We start from the raw sequence: 21,258 nt of genomic DNA, 5'->3' as shown, positions 1-21,258 counted from the left end.
GATATTGCAAAAAATTTTTAAACAAAAATATTGGTTAGTTTTCAAAGAATTTATTATATTCAGATATTAAATCAACATTGGTAGCTAAACAATACCCAAATAGCTTTGTAGCACGCTAAGTGTATGCAACCTAACTAAACTAGATTTTTTCTTAAAAAATAACGTATAGATTCTTGGTAATATCCATGTCGTTCAAACTCCACAAAATACCCTAATTTTTCATATAAAGGCTTAGCTTCCCAATCCATGGTAGTAATAGTAATCATATTACAATTATTATCTTTAGCCACTTGCTCTAATCTTTTAACTAAACTAGAGGCCAAGCCTTTTTTTCGATGATGCGGATCAACCCATAATAATTCAATAAACATACAACCATAATAAATGACTGCCGTAGTACCGGCTAAAATTTCATTTTTATGATCACGTATGGCAAAAGCAACTCCTTTAAACGGTTTCAAGCCCTTTTGCTCTTGAGCCAACGTAATTAGTTCAGGAATAATTTTACTAGTAATACTGCTAGGAGGTTCTGAAGTTATTTTGTAATTCATCTTAAATTATAAAACCTAAAAATTTAGTTACCACTTGAGCGCCGAAATATATAACACTTATAGCTACGAGCCAACTTATAAATGAGACAATAATACCGCATATGATAAACAACCCATCTTTTTTAATCATCCCTAATGCAATTAATACTATTCCCAATGACGGCAAAGCATTAGCAAACATCAGCGGTAATATGATAAAAATACCATTAATCAATATAGCGCCAAAGTAAACATATTTAAACTTTCCATCAACCACCCCCTCTAAACGGGGCTTTAAAAACTTTTCTATTTTAAAAAAAACTGGGCCTGCCTTTTTGATAAAATGCCTAAGCGTTTCCCTTTTAAAGCCTTTAGCACAAATAAAATGCGGTAGATAGGGCTCAGGATATTGATTAAGTAACTGATAGGCAAACAACAAAATAGGGATACTTAATATCGAAGTAAACCCTGGAGGATAAGGTAACGGAACAGCCATAGGCAAAGCAAAAATTAATAATAAAATTGCAAAGCCTTTTTTCTTTAAAGCACGCTTAATATTATAAATAGTTATAAGGTCGTCATTCATGCTTGTTAAAACTTTTTACTTAGATTTATTGTCTAAAGTTTGGTTAGCACTATTATCTTGAGCTTCTTCACCATTTAAACCGGCTTTAAAGTTCCTGATACCCTTTCCTACATCACCCATTACTTTAGGTAATTTGCCAGCACCAAATAAAATTACCACAATTAATAGCACCACAATCCAGTGCGTTAAACTCATCATCCCCATTTTAATCTCCTTTTTAATCAGTATATAGTTTTAATTTTTCACTGCAAAGCGCAATTATATTATTATTGATGTTTAGCTATTATCTCATTACTTATTTTAGATACTGCATCACCACCCTTATCAGCACCATAGCCACTGACTTCAATTACTACTCTACCGTTTTTTACCCGCTCCCGCTCTTTAATTTTCTTTAGGTTATTTACCATTGCAGGAGCATTTTTAATCTTAGTTTGCTCATAATTTTGTTTAGCCATTCGAAAATAGTTTGTATTTTTACCATCATGATTGCGCCAATTTTGCATAACACGCACTAGATACGGTCTACTCTTATCAAAGTTTTCTGAATGATAAATTGCAACGGCCTTATTCCAACTACTGGTACGCTCATAATTTTTTCTTAAAAATTCTGCAGCATATTTAATATTATGATAAGGGTTAAATGCCTCATCAAGTGATTTAAACGCCTGCTGATGATAATGTAAATTAATTTGCATGCACCCCACATCCACACTACGCTCACCATTAGCGAAAATTGTCTTAACCGCTTTAACAGCATCTTCTTTAGTTTTAAAATAATAACCTTTACCCTTATAATTTATAGTCCATGGCCAGGTCATAAGTTTTTGTTGTCGGTGATAATATATACCCGACTCAGTTAAAGACACTGCTTTTAGCAAATTTCTTGGAATTTGATGATATGTTTCAAATTTATCAAAATAATAAACACATTTATTAGCATCTTTTACAATCGGATCGGCGTAACTATTAGCTCCCAAAAGATACAAAGCTGATAAAAATAGTAGTAATTTGCTTATAACCATAAGATTTACTATATTAATTAATGCACATTCAAATCTAACTATTAAAAATATCAAGAATATTCAAACTCTTAAGCTTTTGAATGATCGTAATTAATTGTTCAACAGATGAATTTAGTTAATTATATAATAATTTTCTGCCTTTGTATATTATAAGGTTAAATGAACTTATAAGGCCTTAACCACTGCATCAATATATTCTTCGGTACTCAGCCATTTATCCGGAGTGGAAGTTAACAACGCCAAATCTTTGGTCATCTTGCCAGACTCAATAGTATTGATGCACGCTTGCTCTAGCTTTTCAGCAAAATTAACCAGCTCCATATTTTGGTCAAACTTACCGCGGTAAATGAGACCTCTCGTCCATGCAAAAATTGAAGCCACCGGGTTAGTTGAAGTTTTATTACCTTTAAGATATTCTATATAATGTCTGGTAACTGTACCGTGAGCCGCTTCAGTTTCTACGGTTTTACCGTCAGGTGCCAACAGCACTGAAGTCATTAACCCTAAAGAACCAAACCCTTGTGCTATAATATCCGATTGCACATCGCCATCATAATTTTTACACGCCCAAATATAGCCACCTGCTGATTTAATTGCATAAGCCACCATATCATCTATTAAACGATGTTCATAAAATAACCCATTAGTTGCGAACTGAGTTTTAAATTCATTATTATATATTTCCTGAAAAATATCTTTAAATCTGCCATCATATTTTTTCAAGATAGTATTTTTAGTTGCAAAATAAACCGGCTGATTTTGAAGCAACCCATAATTTAAACAAGCACGGGCAAAATTCTCAATCGATTTATCAAAATTAAACATTGATAATGCCACTCCATTACCAGGGAAATCTACCACCTCTAATTCTTGAGGATTGCTACCATCTTCAGGAATAAACTGTAATTTTAATTTACCAGGAGTTTTAATAACCATTTCCTGGGCTTTATACTGATCACCAAAAGCATGCCTTGCTATAATAATCGGCTGCCGCCAATTCTTCACCAACAAGGGAATGTTTTTACAAATTATTGGTTCCCTAAATACAGTACCATCTAAAATTCCTCTAATAGTTCCATTAGGGGAAGCCCACATTTTTTTTAAATTAAATTCCACCATTCTTTTTTCATCAGGAGTAATAGTAGCACATTTAATACCAACCCCATATTGCCTGATCGCATGAGCTGCTTCTTTAGTGATGCTATCCTCAGTCTGATCACGATTTTGAATTGAAAGATCATAATATTTTAAGTCAATATCAAGAAAAGGAAGAATCAATTTTTCCTTAATCATTTGCCAAATAATCCTGGTCATTTCATCGCCGTCAATTTCGACTACGGGACTGGTAACTTTAATTTTCATTATGAACTCAATTACTAATTGTTAATTTCAAAATCTTCATCGAAGCCTAAAATAAACAGGTTTAAACTGCAAGCATAAATTACCTTTTGATCACAAAACGAAATAGATGAAATAAAAGAAAAAAAGGATAAACAGAAGCTCCTCAGCTTGATAAACTACGATTTTTTATATGAAATTAAACGACTAGCACAAGAAGTGCTTTACCCATTACAATTTATTTCTAAGCTTGCTTATGCTGCTAAGCAAATGAACGGACATATGGAACCGCAAAACTGGAGCGTACTTACGTGAAGTACTTTGATCACCAGCTTTCTAACTCCTCCTCCAACAATAAACTCAAATTCTACAAGTTAAATGGCAAGACCGTACAGAAGCTCAAATGCATAAATATTTAGAACGAGCAGGCTTTAAAATTTTAGAGGTGATATATGATTCTCAAACTATATTTACAAAATCATAGAGCTTTAAAATAAGGAGAAACTTCTTTTTTATTTTTGAAAATTCTTACTGTGGAGGAAAAGTTAAAGCTGAATTTACAAGTCCTTCCTCTTGTAACTCTTGCCATAATTCTAGCGGTACTTTGGTCTTAAAACTTTTTAGATTTGCTTCAATTTGTTCTGATGTCAAAGCACCCATTACTGTTGCAACCGCTCCTGCTTCTATAGGAAATCTAAATATTCCAGCATCAATTGGCAGATGATACTTATCAAATACTTTAATAATCTTATCTCTAAATTCTAAAATCTCTGCTGAAGCTGTTTTATAGTTATACCAATTACCCCCAGGATACATCAAACCTGAATTACCAGGAGAAGCCGAGACTAGATATTTAGCATGTTGTTTAGCAGCGTTTAGTAACTCTATAGTTTTGGCAGTATCTTCCTTTATTTCTTTAGGAGCTTTAGGAGCTTTATTAGCAAGCAAAGTAAATCTTCCAGCAACCATTATGATATCTAAAAACTTGCTATCTACCAGTTCAAGCGCTGCGTCAACCTCATTGGTACCAACTCCAATATGGGTTAGTTGTTTTTGCTTTTTAAGTTCATTTAACGCAGGTAAAGCTTCTTTTTTTACTTGCTTAATTATAACGCCAGTATTAGCGCCATGCATCCCAGTTTCTGGATCATGAATAAATATAATTAAATTCTTAAAATCTTTAGGCGCAAGCTCGGACCATCCTCTTTCTTTTCTAGCTTTATTTAAAAATTCAAAATTTTGCTTAAACGAGTTATTTATGCCTTTTATACTATAATCAAAACGGATATTATAATGCCCTTCACCTGCAAACGGACCAGGGACATATGGCTTATTGTCAGTTACTTGTTCTAGAATACGCCCGACTTTAATTGATAAAGTTACTGAGCTTGGATGTTCCCCTAAAGCAATTCCAGTAGCAATTAACGCATTACCATTTCCATATAATGGCGCTGTATCAATCCAGAGTTCTAAGTTGTACTTTTTATACAATTCAATAGCTTGCCTAATAATTTCCGCTTGCTGATTGACATTCATTGCTAAGGATTTATTAGGCATCCCCCCTGCAATAGTAGCAGTACCCAGTGCAATTGGTGGTAAAGTAGGCATAGCTTCTTTCCTCTTATAAATACCTATTATCACTAGAGCACATATTATTAAAGTACTGATTGTAAAAAGAAATGACCGCATATACTTTTTATTTCAAGTTTACTTACGACTTTAAATATAAGGAATTAAAAAACAAGGTGAATAAAAAGTAAAATTTAAATAAAATTAATATTAGCAAATATCAGCACAAATATTCAATCATTACTTTCTCTCATTCAGAAAAAACAAGTTTTTTAATATATTTTAGACAGATTGCTTTAAACACAATTTAGCTTTTTTATTATATTTTATACATCATAACTTAAGTTGTAATTTACCTTTTATCCTTCAAAGCATTATATAAAAATTAAGAATATCTTTTATACATCTTTTATTCCCTAAGTGCTTTTTCACCAACGTAATCTGAAACAAAATATCCACAATTCCCTTTAACCTTATTATTAGGAAAGTACTAGGAATTTATAGGTGCATAGCCGTATGATCATTACTAATAGAAGGTAATAGTTCATTTAATTTGTACTACCTTTTGTCATTCATGCTTTTTGTAATTGTTATACGAGTACCACTATCGGATTTTTAGTTGTTCGCATCAGAAGAGCTATATCCGGTCCAAATATCAATATTCTGATTCATTAACTTAGGTTATACAGTACAATCAATATACAAGCGCCTAAACCAACTATTCCCAATATTACCTTCTAAAAGCTGTTTGAGTACCCGGCGGCTTTTACTCGCTCTACAAAATTGGTAGACAGTGGTTCGCTTGCCTGTGCTGCTTCAACTTGCTTTTGACGCCCTACTTCTTGCTGTTGTAAAATTTGCTGTTGTTCTTCTCTTGCCTGGTCAAAAGCTTGCCGATTATCCTTATCATAAAAATTAATGATAGCTCTACAATTTGCTGCTTTACCAATAGCTTCACCTAACATTCTTGCACCATCTACTCCTATGTTGTTATTACTTAAACTTAATGTAAGGCTATGTAACTTAATGTTAGGCAACACTCCTGCTAAAGCTGTAGCGCCATCTGCTCCTATGTTGTTCCCTCTTAAATCAAGACTATGTAAGTTAGTATGAGGCAACACTGTCGCTAAAGACCTAACACCCGCATCTCCTATGTTGCTCCAGCATAAATCAAGGTTATATAAGTTAGCACACTGGGGCAATGCTTCCGCTAAAGCTATAGCACCCTCTAACCCTATCTGGTTATCATCTAAATTAAGGCTACATACATTAGTACTAGGCAGCTCTTGTGCTAAAGCACTAGCACCCTCTGCTCCTATGTCGTTATAATTTAAATTAAGAATATGTAGCTTAGTACGAGGCAACGCTCTTGCTAAAGCCTTGACACCAACATCTTTTATATTGTTATGACGTATATAAAGACTATGTAACTTAGTACTAGGTAATACTCCTGCTAAAGCTATAGCACCCTTTGCTCCTATGTCGTTATAATTTAAACTAAGGCTATGTATGTTAGTATGTGGCAGCACTTCTGCTAAAGCTGCAGCGCCATCTGCTCCTATGTTATTTAAGGTGAAACTAATGCTATGTATGTTAGTATGTGGCAGCACTTCTGCTAAAGCTGTAGTGCCCTCCGCTCCTATGTTGTTTTTACTTAATTTAAGGCTACGTATGTTAGTACGCGGCAGCACTTCTGCTAAAGCCTTAGCACCCTCTGCCTCTATGTTATTGTTACTTAATTTAAGGCTACGTATGTTAGTACGCGGCAGCACTTCTGCTAAAGCCTTAGCACCCTCTGCCTCTATGTTATTGTTACTTAATTTAAGGCTACGTATGTTAGTATGTGGCAGCACTTCTGCTAAAGCCTTAGCACCCTCTGCCTCTATGTTATTGTTACTTAATTTAAGGCTACGTATGTTAGTACGCGGCAGCACTTCTGCTAAAGCCTTAGCACCCTCTGCCTCTATGTTGTTTTTACTTAATTTAAGGCTATGTATGTTAGTACGCGGCAGCACTTCTGCTAAAGCTTTGGCATCCTCTGCTTCCATTCCATTAGAAATTAGATTCAATGATTGTAAATTGCTACATTGCGGTAAAATTGAAATCAACCGTAACACATTCTGTTTCCATTCATACTGATTAAAATCATTATTAATATCATTTCTATCAAGCGTTTGTACTATTCTAGCTAGGCTATCAGCAAAATTAGCATCTTGGTTAATCTTATTAATTATTGAACTAATATTCTTATCGGTAACCTCAATACTGATTTTAAAGTTCGGATATAATTTAACCAATAAAGATTGTAGTTTCTTAGCAACCTCCTCTTGAAAAATAATATTTCCATTAAAAATAGCCTTTATATTTGCTAAATCTGCATCCTGATCAACTTCACCTTTTATCAGCTGGTCCCAAATTTTTTTGATTAAATCTTTTTTTTGTCGCTTTTCAGCCTGCCCAATGTCCAATGCATTGATTGATTGGATAATATCAGCTTTAATAGCTGCAAGGTCAAACACTTCTAAGCACTTTATTGTAATAGACCTAACAGTTTCAGTATATTTATATCCTACTCTTCGTTGCAATAAAGAATTCTTTATTGCAATATTATTAATCAAATCCCTCTGGTTAAAATAGCTAAAAATATTAGCGGCAAATATCTCTTTCGGTACTTCGGTAATATGGCTCATAGTGAGCTCCCCTAGTTAATTATTAATACAAAATAGCATTATCATACAGTTAAAAAATAGTAAAACAATTAATTAACGTTAGTGAATTTTAACTAGACACTGATAGTACCATGCTAGATAGCAGCATAACGATTGACTAAAAAATTAGGGAGTATTTAAATGATTTTGTTTAGGTTAGCCTCATTAGCTAAACGATATTTTCCATAGTACTATTTACATCAACATGATGAATTAGCTGTCATGCTATATACTTGATTAAATTAGTGTGAAAACCATGCAAAGCTTGTTTTTCCAGAGAATCTATTACTTCTGCGCTTCTACTTAATATTGCTATTTCCGCTCATTACCAATTTTGTTACTCTCTTTTTTCATCTCACGTAAGATCGCTTCTGAATAATGATTCCTGTCATCCCGTTCTTCGGCCTTTTGGCGTTCCTCTTGGCTAACCTTATGTTCACCAGTTTCTACTTTTTTTAAATAACTTAGCAGGTCATCATTTTTGTTATTTGTCTCAGACATATTTAGCGCTCTCTTTGATTATTTTGTGATTGATATGCTTTAATATTTGGTATAACAGCTTGGGTTGAAGAAGTAGCTTTGTCACCACCAGAAAGGGCTGTAATATTTGAACCGATTTTAATTGCTTGATTAAATAAATCAATATTTATATCTACTGTATTTTCTTTAAGACCCGTAACTAGTTTCAACAAATTAGGATTTGAGATTAACTCAGTATTGAATAATTGAGTATCAAATATATTTGCTATTACTCCCTTTCCCTCATTATGGATTGAAAGAATGGGCTGTTTATGTTCATTATGAAATATAACTTTAAAATTATTAGCAAATTCTAATAGGTTTTTAGTTAATTGTAAATTGCTATGATTTTCATAAAGTTCCTCAGGACTTGTTGCATTTATATTTAGTTGCTTTTTGCTTAAATAATCTATCATCGTTTTAGCATCAAAGATGCTAATTGTTTTATTATCCTTATCTCCCAATAATACAATTTTAAGGGGGTCTCCAATTTGTCCTTCAGAATTATATACCACTAAATTAGAACTTGGCGTTCTCTTGGTTAAAGCGTCTGATTGAAGGTCAACCTGCTCTTGATGTCCCCTTAGCAGTTCTTTAGTAGGCATAAATCTTCCTGTAGCTTCACCTCTTTGATATGATCTGTGTATCGCTATATTGCTATCTAAGTCTGCAGCATGGATCTCAACTGTAGTTCCTCCAGAAGACAAAGTATTTGTCATCCAACGCCCAGCACGGGCTACATCCATTAAGATATTTGGCGCGGCATTAACATTAGCCATTTTTTGCCATCTTTCGGCAATTTTATCGAATATAACTGAGCTCTCTGGATGAGTAATTGATCCATGTGCTAGTCTAGTTTGTTCGTGGTTATATTTTGATCTATCTATTTCATTATGAGGCAGAATTATAGATTTATACAAATCAGGGTTTAATTCCACCTGATCTTCGTAAGTCCTACCTTTTTTAAGTTCTGCAGTAACGCTACCTTTACCACATGCTGCGCCTCCAACTACTAGAAGGGCTTTACGGTTATCTTTATTGCGAATAGTTAACCTTTGTAAGTTACTAAATTCCTCTGTATTCAAAGTTTTAGATATAGTTTTTTCAGCTAATTCAGTATACTTTTCCATGAGAGTTTTATCAAAGTACAAATCTGATAAAATCTTTTTCTTAGTTTCAATAGTTTTATAATCTTCTTTATTTATGCTTAAATTGGAAATGATATCAGAGTTAAAATTGATTATCGAATCAATTTTTTGGTCATAATTATTACTCCATTCTTGCAATATTTTATAAGTAGATGATTGATTATCTAAAGTATCATTAAAATAGCTTCCAACCAAGCTAGTGGCTTCGGTTAACACTTGTTTTGGGTCAATGTCTATTTGAGGTGCAAGATATAATGCTTGCTTCACAGCTTTTTCTAATTGTTTCTCATCATTTATTCTAAATGTGGTTGATATAGCAACAATAGCCTCATGCTTAATGATATGCTCATAATTCATATTGCATAAATTTTGGCTCGTGATTGGCCATGCCATACTTTGTCTTAATTGTATTTCTAATGGAGTGATATTGCCATAAGGATACCTTGTTGAATCAAAAAGTGTAATAGGAGGAATTTGATTAAAATTTTGAGGGTTAAGACTCTCTACATACCAATTTTTTTTCATTACTCACAGCCACTTAATTATTATATTTAATTATATTACTTTATCTCTTAAGTGTAAATATATTAACTATTTGCCTTGAGGTAATGCTAGCGAGCTACTCTAAATTAATGCACGCCTGATTAATCATCTTATTGCAAATCCAAACATTACATTCTCTATAGAGCAACCAAGCAGGCCTTTTAAATCCTAATAACCTCAAAGATTTTAGAGCTTGCTTGTAGAGTATGAAATTCAGTAATGATTTTGCGAGATTATTTTTTAGGCTTCAAAGGATACAATAAAGCTAGAGTTTTCCTTGCGAAAGTCTTTTGATATGATGATGAATTTGGGTGATTGTAAAGAGTGGCTCCCGTTATTGATAAATTTCGAACTTATAGGATTGAGATTGAAGCGGTTATGACGTTATTAAAAAAGTTTTATAGCGATAAAAATTTAAGCCATCTCAAGCTAATATATTAAAAGCTGCCATAATATTGGGAATACGCATATGGGGTCTGGAATTACAAAGTATCAGGTTAATTGGTTTATTTAATCCCGCCGGGGATTGTTATACTACAATCGCTCCATATTGTTTAATTATTAAAATCATGCTAAATAAAAATTTGTAAAAAATGCAAAGTGATAATTAAGAGGGGTGGCGCATGGGGAGCATTTTAACTAACTTTATTAATTATAATGATAATTCCTTTAAGTATGAATTTGAGTACCAAAATAAAACTGAAGAAATTGAGCTTTCAAGGTATAGACTTCATTCACAAAGATGGCCTCTTAATCCTGAATCCACTATTCCCACCACTGAATGGGTTCACAAATTAGACTTGTATATACCTCCTTCTATCGAGTATAAACAGGTATTACTATATATTAGTGCAGGATATACTGCTGATAAAGAAGGAAAAGAAAAATTCATTTCTCCTGGAGAGAATTTCAATTACACTGAAATAGCCTCCTCAAATAAAGCGGTTGTCGCTCACTTACAGGATATACCCAACCAATATTTATTGATGAATAATTCCTTCAAAAAAGAAGATGAGATCCTTGCTTATACATATAAGCTTTTTATGGAAAACAAAGATCCTTATATACCTGGCCATTTACCAATGGCTAAAGCAATCATAAGAGCTATGGATGCAATAGAAGAAATTATGGATCAGCAAGATTTTGCCGTAGATAGTTTTATACTGTCAGGACCTTCTAAACGTGGGTGGGCAGCATGGCTTGCTGCGATTGAAGATGATAGAGTAAGTGGTCTTATCCCAATTGTCATTGAGCCATTAAATATTCAAAAATCCTTAGCCCATATATGTGAAGTATATAAAGATGGCCCCCCTCTTGCTTTAAAAGATTATATGAATGAAGGAATTATTGATAAACTGCAAAGCAATGATTTTTTAGATTTGGTAAAAATAGAAGATCCTATATCCTATTTAACCAATGATCCTGAAGGGAAATATCACGAAAGATTTAAAATTCCAAAATATATTATTAATGCAAGTGGAGATGATTTTTTTGCACCCGATTGCTCTAAGTATTATTTTAAAGATCTATATGGTGAGAATAATTATATTAGATATTTACCTAATTCGATGCATTATCTAGCAGGTAACTTGATAGCGGATTCAACTGATAACATGAGTAAGGTAAATGATGCGGTTAGTAATTATTTTTATTTTCTTTTAAATAAGACTATACTTCCAAAAATCAACTATGATTTACAACAAGATTATATAAGCATTAATAGTACTTATGTACCTGAATCGGCGATATTATGGAGCTTAAATAACGAGGAAGATAGAGATTTTAGATTTCTCTCTTCTTACTCTAAATGGCATTTTATCAAAAAATATATAGCTTCTTTTTTCACTTCAGAGCTAGGCGATCGCTATTACCAAGATGAGAAGCTACCAATAAATTGTGAAAATGAAGAAATATGTCAAATCACTGCCACCTTGCCTCACTTTCAACATGGGTGGCAAGCTTCTTTTGTAGAGTTAAATTATAACATTGATAATCATGAATTTATAATTACCACGGAAGTTAATGTAGTAGGAGAGGAAGTAGCGAATTATAATAATGAGTTTTTGACTTAAACTTAAAAGTATCTACCGCGGGAATGTTTTTTTCAAGTAACGCTCAAGCAGCAGCATTCGAAAATGAAGGAAACATTATGTGATTGCCTAATAAATTTGTTTTTCGATTTCCTGATTATCTTTACTTATTTATACCAGAATTTACTACGATACCATAACTAAAAATAAAGTTGGTTGGCAATTTTGTAGTTTGTAGTTTGTTTATCACAGTAATTGGTATGTGGTATAGCCACGCTTTCGAAAGACAAGAGTATTAATTAACAGGATTAAAGAAATTATTCTCATTATATTATGCTTATGAAGTATTTATACTCCAATAATATTTTAGGATAAAAACTATCAGGAAGCGCATAAGAGAAAAAATGGCTTTCCGTTATTGATAAATTTCGAACTTTTATGGTGGAAATTGAGGAGATGATAAAACACCTTAAAAGTCTTAAATTTCTATTTTAAGAAGATGATACAGTACAAGATTTAATTAGTAAATACTCATAACAAAATCTAACATAACATCATTTATTTCCTCAAATTTAGTTAACCATGGGAAATGCCCAGTATCTTCAAATACTATTTTTTGAATATTTGGTCTAACAAAATCTTCATATCCATCAAACAGCTTTATAGGCAATAGCCTATCATCAGTACTTCCTATTAATAATGTTGGCAGTTCTTTAGGGTACCACTTATATTCATAATTTGGATGGAAAACTGTATCGCCCCATAATTTTGCTTGAGCATTATAGAAGCAATGCTTTAATAATTCTCTACCTTCTTGCTCTTCATGTGGCAAAAATAAGTAAGGAATACTTGAATAAAATATTTTTTCGGCATTCTCATTGGTTGGATTACTATAAAACTGCTCAAAAATTTTACTTTCATCTAGAAAATTATAGTTTTTGGCCGTTTTACCGAGCTCTTTCATCCAGCTTTTATCTGGGGCTGCATTCATAATTATTAAGCCCGCTAAAATATTTTCAAGCTCAGTTATAGTCAGTGCAAACATCCCACTAAAGGAATGGGTAACTAATATACATGAGCTGAACTCATTTACTAGTTTTAATAATCCATCTTTCCACGGTTCATAATCAACCTTATTAGCAACCAAGTTATTACCATCACCAGGGAAATCGGCTACAAATAAATTACCTGGTAATGTTAATCTTTGTACCAAATCAGCTAGGTAATCAGATCCCATACCTGGGCGTCCAGGCAAAAAAAGAACATTTAAACTACTAACAGCATCTGCCCTTATTTGATTAAGTTTATAATTACCAATAAATTTATTCATATGCTATCTTCGGCCATGATAGTAAAATTTTATTTTTTTAAAGTGTTTTAGTTATTTGCTTTAACAGTCAATATTAACCAAACAGCATCAGGCACGCAAGGTAATTAAAATTATGATGAAATAGAAGCTGGGGGTAATTTAATTATAATTTTTAGTTAGCCAATAAGACTATAATTTTCTTTAAGCAAGCAGCATTTAAAATTTATAAATTTGGGAAGTTAAATAGAAATATAGATTAAAGAAAAAGTGGCTCCCCGGGCCGGATTCGAACCAGCGACCAAGCGGTTAACAGCCGCTTGCTCTACCACTGAGCTACCGAGGAACAATAATGATATAAATTAATTAGCATCAGCCTAAAATTTAGTCAATATAAAATTTTAAAAATCTATAATTTATAAGCGTTTTCTAATCGTTGGCTTCTTCTTCAAATTGCTTAAGCTCAACCTCGCCTCCATTATTTGCCACTATATTGACTCTAATCTTTGCCTCTTCAAGCTTTTTACTACAGTAATCCTTGAGCTTTAAAGCATATTCATAACTACTAATCATTTCATTTAATGAGATTTTACCAACTTCAAGCTTTTTAACCGTCTCTTCAAGATTTTTGAGCGCCTCTTCAAAGCTCATATTTTCTATAGTCATTTTAACCCCTATTATTTTTCTATGGCCTAAGAATAATATAATTTTTCTGCAAACAAAACTATAATTTTTATAAAATTTGCAATATATTAATTTTTTGTGTATTATTTAATATATATTTAAACGAATTGCGATGTACATTAATTTTTTAATTGATTAATTTTATGCCAAGAGGACCTTTTAAATTACTTTTTATTAAGCAACTATTCCTAAAAAATAGGAATCAAAAATTATATAGAATGTATAATAACAATAAAGAATTTGTTGAAATTGAGGCTCCAACAGTTTATGAAGCTATTGACAAATCAGAAAATAAAAAACCTAATTTCATAAGAGTTATTATCAAAAGACTTGAAGGTATAATTCCTAACGCTTCTTTTTTAACTCCTAATAAAGAGGAGGGGCGCGTCAACACCATACTTAGTATAGATATAAATGAGAAAAACACCGAAAAAGCTAACGCAGAAGAATCCGATCAAGCTACAGGCAAAGATCCACAGCAAAACTAAACATACACCATTACAACCACTCCTAACTCTTGATGAAATAATTACTATTTTTGAAATTTTTAAGGATTTAAATCCGCATCCTCAAACAGAGTTAAAATTTAATAATTTATATCAATTATTAGTAGCAGTAGCACTATCTGCCCAAAGCACTGATATATCTGTTAACAAAGCCACAGATATACTATTCCAACAAATAACTACCCCAATGGATATGCTAAATTTAGGCGAAGATGGCTTAAAGCAATATATAAAATCAATCGGACTTTATCATACCAAAGCTAAAAATATTTTGAGCTTAAGCCGTATTTTAATTGAACAATATAATTCTCAAGTTCCCTCAACTTTCAGCGAGCTAATCGCCTTGCCTGGGGTAGGGCACAAAACTGCTAAAGTAGTGCTTAATTGCGGCTTTGGTGTACCAATTATCGCAGTTGATACCCATGTATTTAGGGTGTCACAAAGATTAGGCATTGCCTATGCCAAAACACCTTTAGAATTAGAAGGAAAATTACTCACTGCTATCCCTAAAAAATATCATCATGATGCACATCACTGGTTAATATTACATGGCAGGTATATTTGCAAAGCACAGCAACCTAAATGCTTAGAATGTAAGCTAAATACTTGGTGTAAGTACTTTAATAGCAGCAAATGACCCATTAGCCTGCTTATTGCATCAAAGCATAATTTTCTATGGCTCATTGCATTTTTTTCTGCTTGGTGTATCGCTTGGGCTCTTTCCGTAAGAATATGTTTAGCATCCTTTGTGTTGTTTGGCATCCATACGATGAGCTTTAATACTAATAAGATTTAGTTGTTACCGTAAGTAACCCCTCAACATATCTTGTTTAACTTACTTTCGTACTGCTTAATCAATTTTTTGATATTTAACTCTTTCAGCGAGTTATGTAAGTTTGGCTGCAGATTACAAACTTGGCAATCAAAGTTTTATTTAATAATTCTCGGTCAGTTTATAACACTTATAGCTATTTAACTTAAAAAGCACATAAGCCATGATATAAGCTAATTATTAGGAGCTATTCAATAGATTTGCTGGAACAATGATTTTAATTGCTTATCAAAAATCATCCCTACCAAAAATAAATACTTATGCCTTAGGACAATCCTCTACAAAACCATCCTTTTTTTCTATCATCTTTTCCAAAAATTTAGGCAACTTTTTTAAGGCTTCCATAACTTTCGCCTCAAAACTAATATTTTCAATATACCATTTTTCTATCCATGGCTCAGCCAAACTCCACATATTAATTTCTGGATCAATTAGAGTTCCTACGCCTTCCACCAGAATTAAAGCTTTCTGCAATAAAAGTAGCTGAATCTGCGTTTCCATCTTAAAATGCTCGGTAATATCAAACAAATGAGCTAGCAACCTGCCGATAGAAATATCTTTAGAGTTTTTACCTACAATTGATTCTCCAATTGATCGGCACGCCAACGCAAAACGATGAATAGATTGGTCTTTCGGAATGTATCCCGCTTCAAAATGAATCCGAGCTACATGATAGTAGTCTCGCTTAAGAAAGCCGCGCAATATTTCTGCTACAAACACTTTAGTTTTTTGATCAGCTATGCCAATTATCCCAAAATCCACCAAAATGATATTATGCTGCTCATCCACAAAAATATTACCCGGATGCATATCCCCATGAAAAAATCCATCGCGATATGTCTGGTTAAAAAAATTTACGGCTAAATTCTTAGCAATTTTTTTCAAATCCAAGTTCTTAGCTTTAATTTTTTCTATATTATTAATTGGAATACCCTCTACCTTCTCCATGGTCAGGACATTTTTGCTAGTTAATTCCCAAAATATTTTAGGAATCTTAATTCCCTCATCTTTTGCTAGGTTACTGCGTAGCTGGTCAGCTGATGCGGCCTCAATTCTTAAATCCAGTTCAAATTGTATAGTTTCTTCAAAAAAATTAATGACTTCTATCGGTTTAAGGCGGTTAATTTTTTTAGATAATTTACTAATTAATTTTGCTCCAAACTTTAGCAATATAATATCTTGTGCTACTCTTCTTTTAATATTAGGCCTAGTTACTTTAACTGCTACATGTTCGTTGTGTTTAGTAACTGCAAAATGCACTTGCGCAATAGACGCAGCAGCTACCGGCACTTCATCAAATTCTTGAAATAACTCAGCTAATTTAGTTTTAAAATCACGCTCAATTCTTTGCTTAGCCAATTTAAATTTAAAAGAAGGAATATTATCCTGTAACTGAGCTAGCTGCCTAGCAACATCATAACCAACAATATCGGGTCTAGTAGATAAAGTTTGACCAAACTTTATAAAGCTTGGACCCATTTTAATTAAGAACCTATTGAAATTGGCAGTATTTTTTGCATTCGGTCTTAAGAAAATATTCCAAATACGAAAATAAAGCGCTAAAGCAATCAAGACTATAAGACGATAAAAACTAACAAACATTTAAAACTTCCAACCATAATGGATTGCAGCAACCCCTTGAGATAAATTATGATAACCTACATTTTTTAAGCCTTGAGTTTCCATCATTTTTTTAAAGCTTTCCTGGTTAGGAAACTTAATAATACTTTCTGATAAATATCTATAAGCTTCATAATCATTTGCCACTAATTTCCCTACTTTAGGAATGATTTGCAGTAGATAAAATTCATAGAACTTTTTAAAAGAATGATTAACCGAAGAAAATTCTAAACAGATGAACTTTCCTCCAGGACGCAACACCCTATGTATTTCTCTAAGAGCTATATTAATATTAGTAATATTTCTGATACCAAAAGCAATGGTTACTATATCAAAGCTATTATCTTTAAAAGGTAATTTTTCTCCATCGGCAACTGCATAAGTAAAATTACTCACTCCTAAATTATCTATAACTTTACTTTGCCCAATATTAAGCATTTCAAAGTTCAGATCACACAAAGTAATATTAGCTGAAATGCCTTTTTCTTTTTGAGCATATCTGGCAATATTAATAGCTATGTCTCCTGTACCACTGGCAAGATCTAAAATTTGCCCAGTTAGAGTAGGTAAAAATTTAATAAAATCTCGTTTCCATAATTTATGGATGCCTAAGCTCATTAAATCATTCATTAGGTCGTAATTTTTAGCCACGCTCCCAAATAATTGACTAACCAAACCAGTTTTTTCTTTACGATTTACTTTTTTAAAGCCAAAATCAGCCTGGCTATTTTGTTCATTATCATTAATATTAAAAGTCATATATCATGCCTGAATTGCCTGAAATTGAAACAGTTACTCGCGGTCTACAAAAAAGCATATTAGGCTGTAAGTTCAAAGATATCAAGTTAAGTGAATATAAATTAAGAATATCTTTTCCTGATAATTTAAAGAATTTGCTAGTCGGCAGTAAAGTCATTGCTATAGCTCGCAGGGCTAAGTATGTTGTAATTGAATTAGATAATGGTTTATTACTTATAATCCATTTAGGTATGAGCGGTAAAATATTTATTACCGATCATACTCAAACCGCGTTTCCTAAACACACTCATTTTATTGGCACGATGGATCAAAATACAATTTTTTATCTAGTCGATGCCCGGAGATTTGGCTTGGTCACCACTGTAGCAAAAGAATCACTTAATACTCACCACCTGTTTTCTAATCTTGGACCTGAGCCATTAACCCATGAATTTAATACTGCATACTTATTAGATTCCTTAAAATCAAAATCTATTCCCATTAAAGTCGCTTTAATGGATAATAAAATAGTAGTAGGTGTAGGTAATATTTACGCTTCAGAAAGCCTATTTCTAGCTGGCATCTCGCCATTACGCCCGGCTAGCACTTTAACTGCTATTGAAGGTCAAAAACTGGTAAATGCAATTAGAGTAACCTTAAATAAGGCGATTGACTTAGGCGGATCTACTTTAAAAGATTACCAACAGGTTAATGGAGAAAAAGGCTATTTTCAAAGCGAATTTAATGTCTATGGCAGAAATAAATTAGCATGCTACAGTTGTAGCACTGAAATAATTAAAATCGTTCAATCTCAACGTGCTACTTTTTATTGTGCTATCTGCCAAAAATAATAAAAATACCTATTCAGCTCTTAGGCTAATTTGGTTTCTTATTTAGCAAGTTTTTCAAATAATAAAGTTCTTCTAAAGCCTGCTTAGGGGTAAGCTCATCAATTTCAAGTTTCTTCAGATAAGCTTCTAAAGACGAATGTGTTTTAGGCTGTAAAGTAGCTGGCACATCAATTCTAAGAGATAGCTGCTTTTCTTCCAATTGCTTTAAAGTTTCTTGTGCGCTATTTAAAACTTCTTTTGGAATACCGGCAATTTTTGCTACAAAAATTCCATAAGACTTATCTGCATTACCATCAATTATCTGATGGTGAAATACTACATTATGATTATATTCACTGACTTTAACCGTTTTAAACTTTACCCCTGCTAAATTACGGCACATTTCTGTAAGCTCGTGATAATGGGTAGCAAATAAACATTTAGATTTAAGTTGGTGATGAATATATTCTATGCAAGCATAAGCAATCGCCATACCATCAAATGTGGCAGTTCCTCTACCTACTTCATCCAGTATAATTAATGATTTTTTAGTTGCATTAATTAAAATTTGGGCAGTTTCAGACATCTCCACCATAAAGGTTGAAAGCCCTCTTGCCAGCTCATCGCCAGCGCCAACTCTTGCAAAGACTGCATCGGTGATACCAATATGAGCAGCAGACGCAGGCACAAAACAGCCTATTTGTGCAAGTATAGTAATTAACGCGGTCATTCTTAAATAAGTGCTTTTACCACCCATATTTGGTCCGGTGATAATATTAATTATATGTTTATCATTTAATTCACAAGTATTCGGTTGAAAATTTTCATGCGCCTGTTTTAACACCTGTTCAATGATTGGGTGCCTACCATTTTCAATGGTTAGTTGCTGCGAGTTATCTACTATCGGTCTAACATAGTTATTTTCTCGAGCAACATGGGCAAAATTACTAAATATATCAATCAGACCTACTATCTTCGCAACTTCTTGTATAGCTACCGCATGCTGCGCTACTAAAGCACAAAGCTCATAAAATAGAATTACCTCTTTGTTAACCAGCTGGTCTTTAGCAGTAACAATTTGTTGTTCAAGCTCCATTAGTTCGATGGTAGTAAAACGCAAGCAGGAAACCAAGGTTTGTTTTAAAATATATTGAGGATTATTCTTTAATTTTTGACCTTGCTGTGGAGATACAACAATACAAAACCCTAAGTTTTTACTATAATCGATTTTTAAAGAGCTAACTTCCGTTTCAGCCTTATATTTCTCTTTAAAATTATTTAGTATTGCATCTAAGTTATTTACTAGGTTCTGCAACTGATCACATTCCTCATTAAAACCCTGAGCAATAAATCCTCCTTCTTTATGCCATAAAGGAGGATTTTCTACTATGGCTTGAGTAATATAAGAAGCAACTTTTTTTGTTTCTTCAATAGCTGTATTGCTAAAACTTATTAATGAGTTAAATTGGTTTTGTGCTGTTTCAAATAAATGTTGCAATTCTACATTTAATTCGAGCCCTTCTTTAAGTAGCAATAAATCTTTTGGTCCTGCCTTATTAGTAACAATTCTATTTAATAACCTTTCAATATCAGGAAAGCTAGCTAAGCATCCTCGTACTTTATCACACAAAGTTTGATTGCTTATAAAAGCTTCGACATTCTCTAAGCGCTGATTAATTGAAATTTCATCAATTAACGGCAAATATAAAAATTGCCATAAAGCTCTTGTTCCACTGGCTGTTTTCGTTTTATTAATTACATGAAACAAGCTACTTTGCTTATTTCCTTGAGTATCGCTAAAAAGTTGCAAATGCTTGATAGTATTAAAATCAAGCTTCATATAATTTTGTGATTTTAACTTATGAGGAAATTGCAACCTAGGAAGCAAGCTCTGATGGGTAATACTAATATATTCAATTAAAGAACCAATACTAACTAATTCATGTTTAGAAAACTGACTAAATAAATCTAAATTTTTTAAGTGATAATAATCCTGAATCTTACGGGAATTTTTATTCAATTCAAAAAAGCTACTAGGTTTAATCGTAATAATCCTGGTCCATTTATTTAAAACATTTTTAATTAGCTCATTTTGATTATATGAGTTAGACACAATAATTTCTTGTGGATTAAGTTTCAGCAATATATTTTCGATATCATTAATACTTACAGAACATACTTCAAATAATCCGGTTGAAATATCAGCATATCCAATACTTATATCGTTAGTATTAATAATTAAGGAAATTAAAAAGTTGAATTCATGGCTTTTAAGAAAGTTTTCTTCTAGTAGAGTTCCAGGAGTAATAATTCTTACTACCCCCCGTTTAACAATAGCTTGCGAACCTCGTTTCTTAGCCTGCTCTGGAGTTTCAAGTTGCTCACAAATTGCAACTTTAAAGCCTGCTTCAATTAACCTTTCAATATATTGGTTAGCAGCATGATAAGGCACCCCGCACATTGGTATGTCTCCACTACCTTGTGCTTTACGAGTTAACACTACATTTAAAATGGGAGCAGCCGTAATAGCATCATCAAAAAATAATTCATAAAAATCACCTAACCTAAAAAACAACACTACATCCAGATGATTTTCTTTAATCAGTAAATATTGCTGAATTATGGGAGTATATTGGCTAATAGGTCTATCCGCTATTTTAATATGATTATTTGTTGCTTTGCTTAAACCATTTTGTTGGTTCACTACAGTATTTTCACTAATGATTCTTTCTATTTTTGCTGTCAT

General features: G+C 32.7%; 19 protein-coding genes and 1 tRNA gene. 5 read left to right on the top strand and 15 right to left on the bottom strand.

The features are described 5' to 3' along the window. Positions 1–134: 134 nt before the first annotated feature. From EF513_RS04290 to EF513_RS04270, 5 genes are all read right to left on the bottom strand, one after another. Positions 135–551, bottom strand: a complete 417-nt coding sequence (locus EF513_RS04290; protein WP_125216181.1) for a GNAT family N-acetyltransferase — start codon at positions 549–551, stop codon at positions 135–137. A gap of 1 nt (position 552) precedes the next feature. Beyond that, positions 553–1,116: an exopolysaccharide biosynthesis protein gene (locus EF513_RS04285; RefSeq protein WP_125216180.1), complete on the bottom strand. Its 564-nt coding sequence runs from the start codon at positions 1,114–1,116 to the stop codon at positions 553–555. Positions 1,117–1,131: 15 nt separating this feature from the next. Then, a complete protein-coding gene (gene tatA / locus EF513_RS04280; RefSeq protein WP_410528570.1) occupies positions 1,132–1,311 on the bottom strand; it encodes a twin-arginine translocase TatA/TatE family subunit in 180 nt (59 codons plus the stop codon). A gap of 71 nt (positions 1,312–1,382) precedes the next feature. Next, the gene (locus tag EF513_RS04275; protein WP_125216178.1) at positions 1,383–2,141 is read right to left on the bottom strand and encodes a transglycosylase SLT domain-containing protein; all 759 of its coding nucleotides are present in this window, start codon (positions 2,139–2,141) and stop codon (positions 1,383–1,385) included. 165 nt (positions 2,142–2,306) lie between these two features. After that, positions 2,307–3,503, bottom strand: coding sequence for an NADP-dependent isocitrate dehydrogenase (locus tag EF513_RS04270; protein WP_241208575.1), 1,197 nt, complete (start codon positions 3,501–3,503; stop codon positions 2,307–2,309). Between the two features lie 147 nt (positions 3,504–3,650). On the opposite strand from EF513_RS04270, the gene EF513_RS07890 reads away from it, so the two are divergent. Continuing rightward, on the top strand, positions 3,651–3,794 hold the full coding sequence (locus EF513_RS07890) for a hypothetical protein (RefSeq protein WP_164503821.1): 144 nt from the start codon (positions 3,651–3,653) through the stop codon (positions 3,792–3,794). A gap of 213 nt (positions 3,795–4,007) precedes the next feature. Here EF513_RS07890 and EF513_RS04265 read toward each other — a convergent pair whose 3' ends face one another. The 4 genes from EF513_RS04265 to EF513_RS04250 form a co-directional block, all read right to left on the bottom strand. Continuing rightward, a complete protein-coding gene (locus EF513_RS04265) occupies positions 4,008–5,087 on the bottom strand; it encodes an aldo/keto reductase (protein ID WP_164503820.1) in 1,080 nt (359 codons plus the stop codon). 698 nt (positions 5,088–5,785) lie between these two features. Then, entirely contained in the window at positions 5,786–7,738 is a 1,953-nt protein-coding gene (locus EF513_RS04260) for a leucine-rich repeat domain-containing protein (protein ID WP_125216175.1), read from the bottom strand. Between the two features lie 330 nt (positions 7,739–8,068). Beyond that, the gene (locus tag EF513_RS04255; protein WP_125216174.1) at positions 8,069–8,257 is read right to left on the bottom strand and encodes a hypothetical protein; all 189 of its coding nucleotides are present in this window, start codon (positions 8,255–8,257) and stop codon (positions 8,069–8,071) included. Between the two features lie 2 nt (positions 8,258–8,259). Next, the gene (locus tag EF513_RS04250) at positions 8,260–9,948 is read right to left on the bottom strand and encodes a zeta toxin family protein (protein WP_125216173.1); all 1,689 of its coding nucleotides are present in this window, start codon (positions 9,946–9,948) and stop codon (positions 8,260–8,262) included. Between the two features lie 641 nt (positions 9,949–10,589). Here EF513_RS04250 and EF513_RS04245 point away from each other — a divergent pair. Continuing rightward, on the top strand, positions 10,590–12,038 hold the full coding sequence (locus tag EF513_RS04245; RefSeq protein ID WP_125216172.1) for a PhoPQ-activated protein PqaA family protein: 1,449 nt from the start codon (positions 10,590–10,592) through the stop codon (positions 12,036–12,038). 478 nt (positions 12,039–12,516) lie between these two features. On the opposite strand, the gene EF513_RS04240 is transcribed toward EF513_RS04245, so the two are convergent. The 3 genes from EF513_RS04240 to xseB all read right to left on the bottom strand — a co-directional run bounded on the left by EF513_RS04240 (position 12,517) and on the right by xseB (position 13,968). Continuing rightward, positions 12,517–13,326: an alpha/beta fold hydrolase gene (locus EF513_RS04240; RefSeq protein ID WP_125216171.1), complete on the bottom strand. Its 810-nt coding sequence runs from the start codon at positions 13,324–13,326 to the stop codon at positions 12,517–12,519. Between the two features lie 247 nt (positions 13,327–13,573). Then, positions 13,574–13,648, bottom strand: a tRNA-Asn gene (locus EF513_RS04235). Positions 13,649–13,731: 83 nt separating this feature from the next. After that, positions 13,732–13,968, bottom strand: coding sequence for an exodeoxyribonuclease VII small subunit (gene xseB, locus EF513_RS04230; RefSeq protein WP_125216170.1), 237 nt, complete (start codon positions 13,966–13,968; stop codon positions 13,732–13,734). A gap of 161 nt (positions 13,969–14,129) precedes the next feature. On the opposite strand from xseB, the gene EF513_RS04225 reads away from it, so the two are divergent. Together EF513_RS04225 and nth are read left to right on the top strand one after the other, a co-directional pair. After that, positions 14,130–14,474 (top strand): hypothetical protein, encoded by a 345-nt coding sequence (locus EF513_RS04225; RefSeq protein WP_125216169.1) that lies wholly within the window; start codon positions 14,130–14,132, stop codon positions 14,472–14,474. After that, positions 14,401–15,129, top strand: coding sequence for an endonuclease III (gene nth / locus EF513_RS04220; protein ID WP_125216168.1), 729 nt, complete (start codon positions 14,401–14,403; stop codon positions 15,127–15,129). The genes EF513_RS04225 and nth overlap by 74 nt, the downstream gene beginning before the upstream one ends. 453 nt (positions 15,130–15,582) lie before the next feature. Here the strand turns inward: nth and ubiB are convergent, their stop codons facing one another. After that, a complete protein-coding gene (gene ubiB / locus EF513_RS04215) occupies positions 15,583–16,926 on the bottom strand; it encodes a 2-polyprenylphenol 6-hydroxylase (RefSeq protein ID WP_125216167.1) in 1,344 nt (447 codons plus the stop codon). Then, positions 16,927–17,703, bottom strand: coding sequence for a bifunctional demethylmenaquinone methyltransferase/2-methoxy-6-polyprenyl-1,4-benzoquinol methylase UbiE (ubiE, locus tag EF513_RS04210; protein WP_125216166.1), 777 nt, complete (start codon positions 17,701–17,703; stop codon positions 16,927–16,929). It lies immediately after the preceding gene. A 5-nt stretch (positions 17,704–17,708) separates the two neighbouring features. Between ubiE and mutM the strand changes: the two genes are divergently transcribed. Next, positions 17,709–18,533, top strand: a complete 825-nt coding sequence (gene mutM / locus EF513_RS04205; protein WP_125216165.1) for a bifunctional DNA-formamidopyrimidine glycosylase/DNA-(apurinic or apyrimidinic site) lyase — start codon at positions 17,709–17,711, stop codon at positions 18,531–18,533. Positions 18,534–18,558: 25 nt separating this feature from the next. Here mutM and mutS read toward each other — a convergent pair whose 3' ends face one another. Further along, on the bottom strand, positions 18,559–21,258 hold the full coding sequence (mutS, locus tag EF513_RS04200; RefSeq protein WP_125216164.1) for a DNA mismatch repair protein MutS: 2,700 nt from the start codon (positions 21,256–21,258) through the stop codon (positions 18,559–18,561).

This window comes from Rickettsiales endosymbiont of Stachyamoeba lipophora (assembly GCF_003932735.1).
Classification (GTDB): Bacteria; Pseudomonadota; Alphaproteobacteria; order Rickettsiales; family 33-17; genus RICK01.
This window is presented reverse-complemented; position numbering and strand designations above follow the sequence as displayed.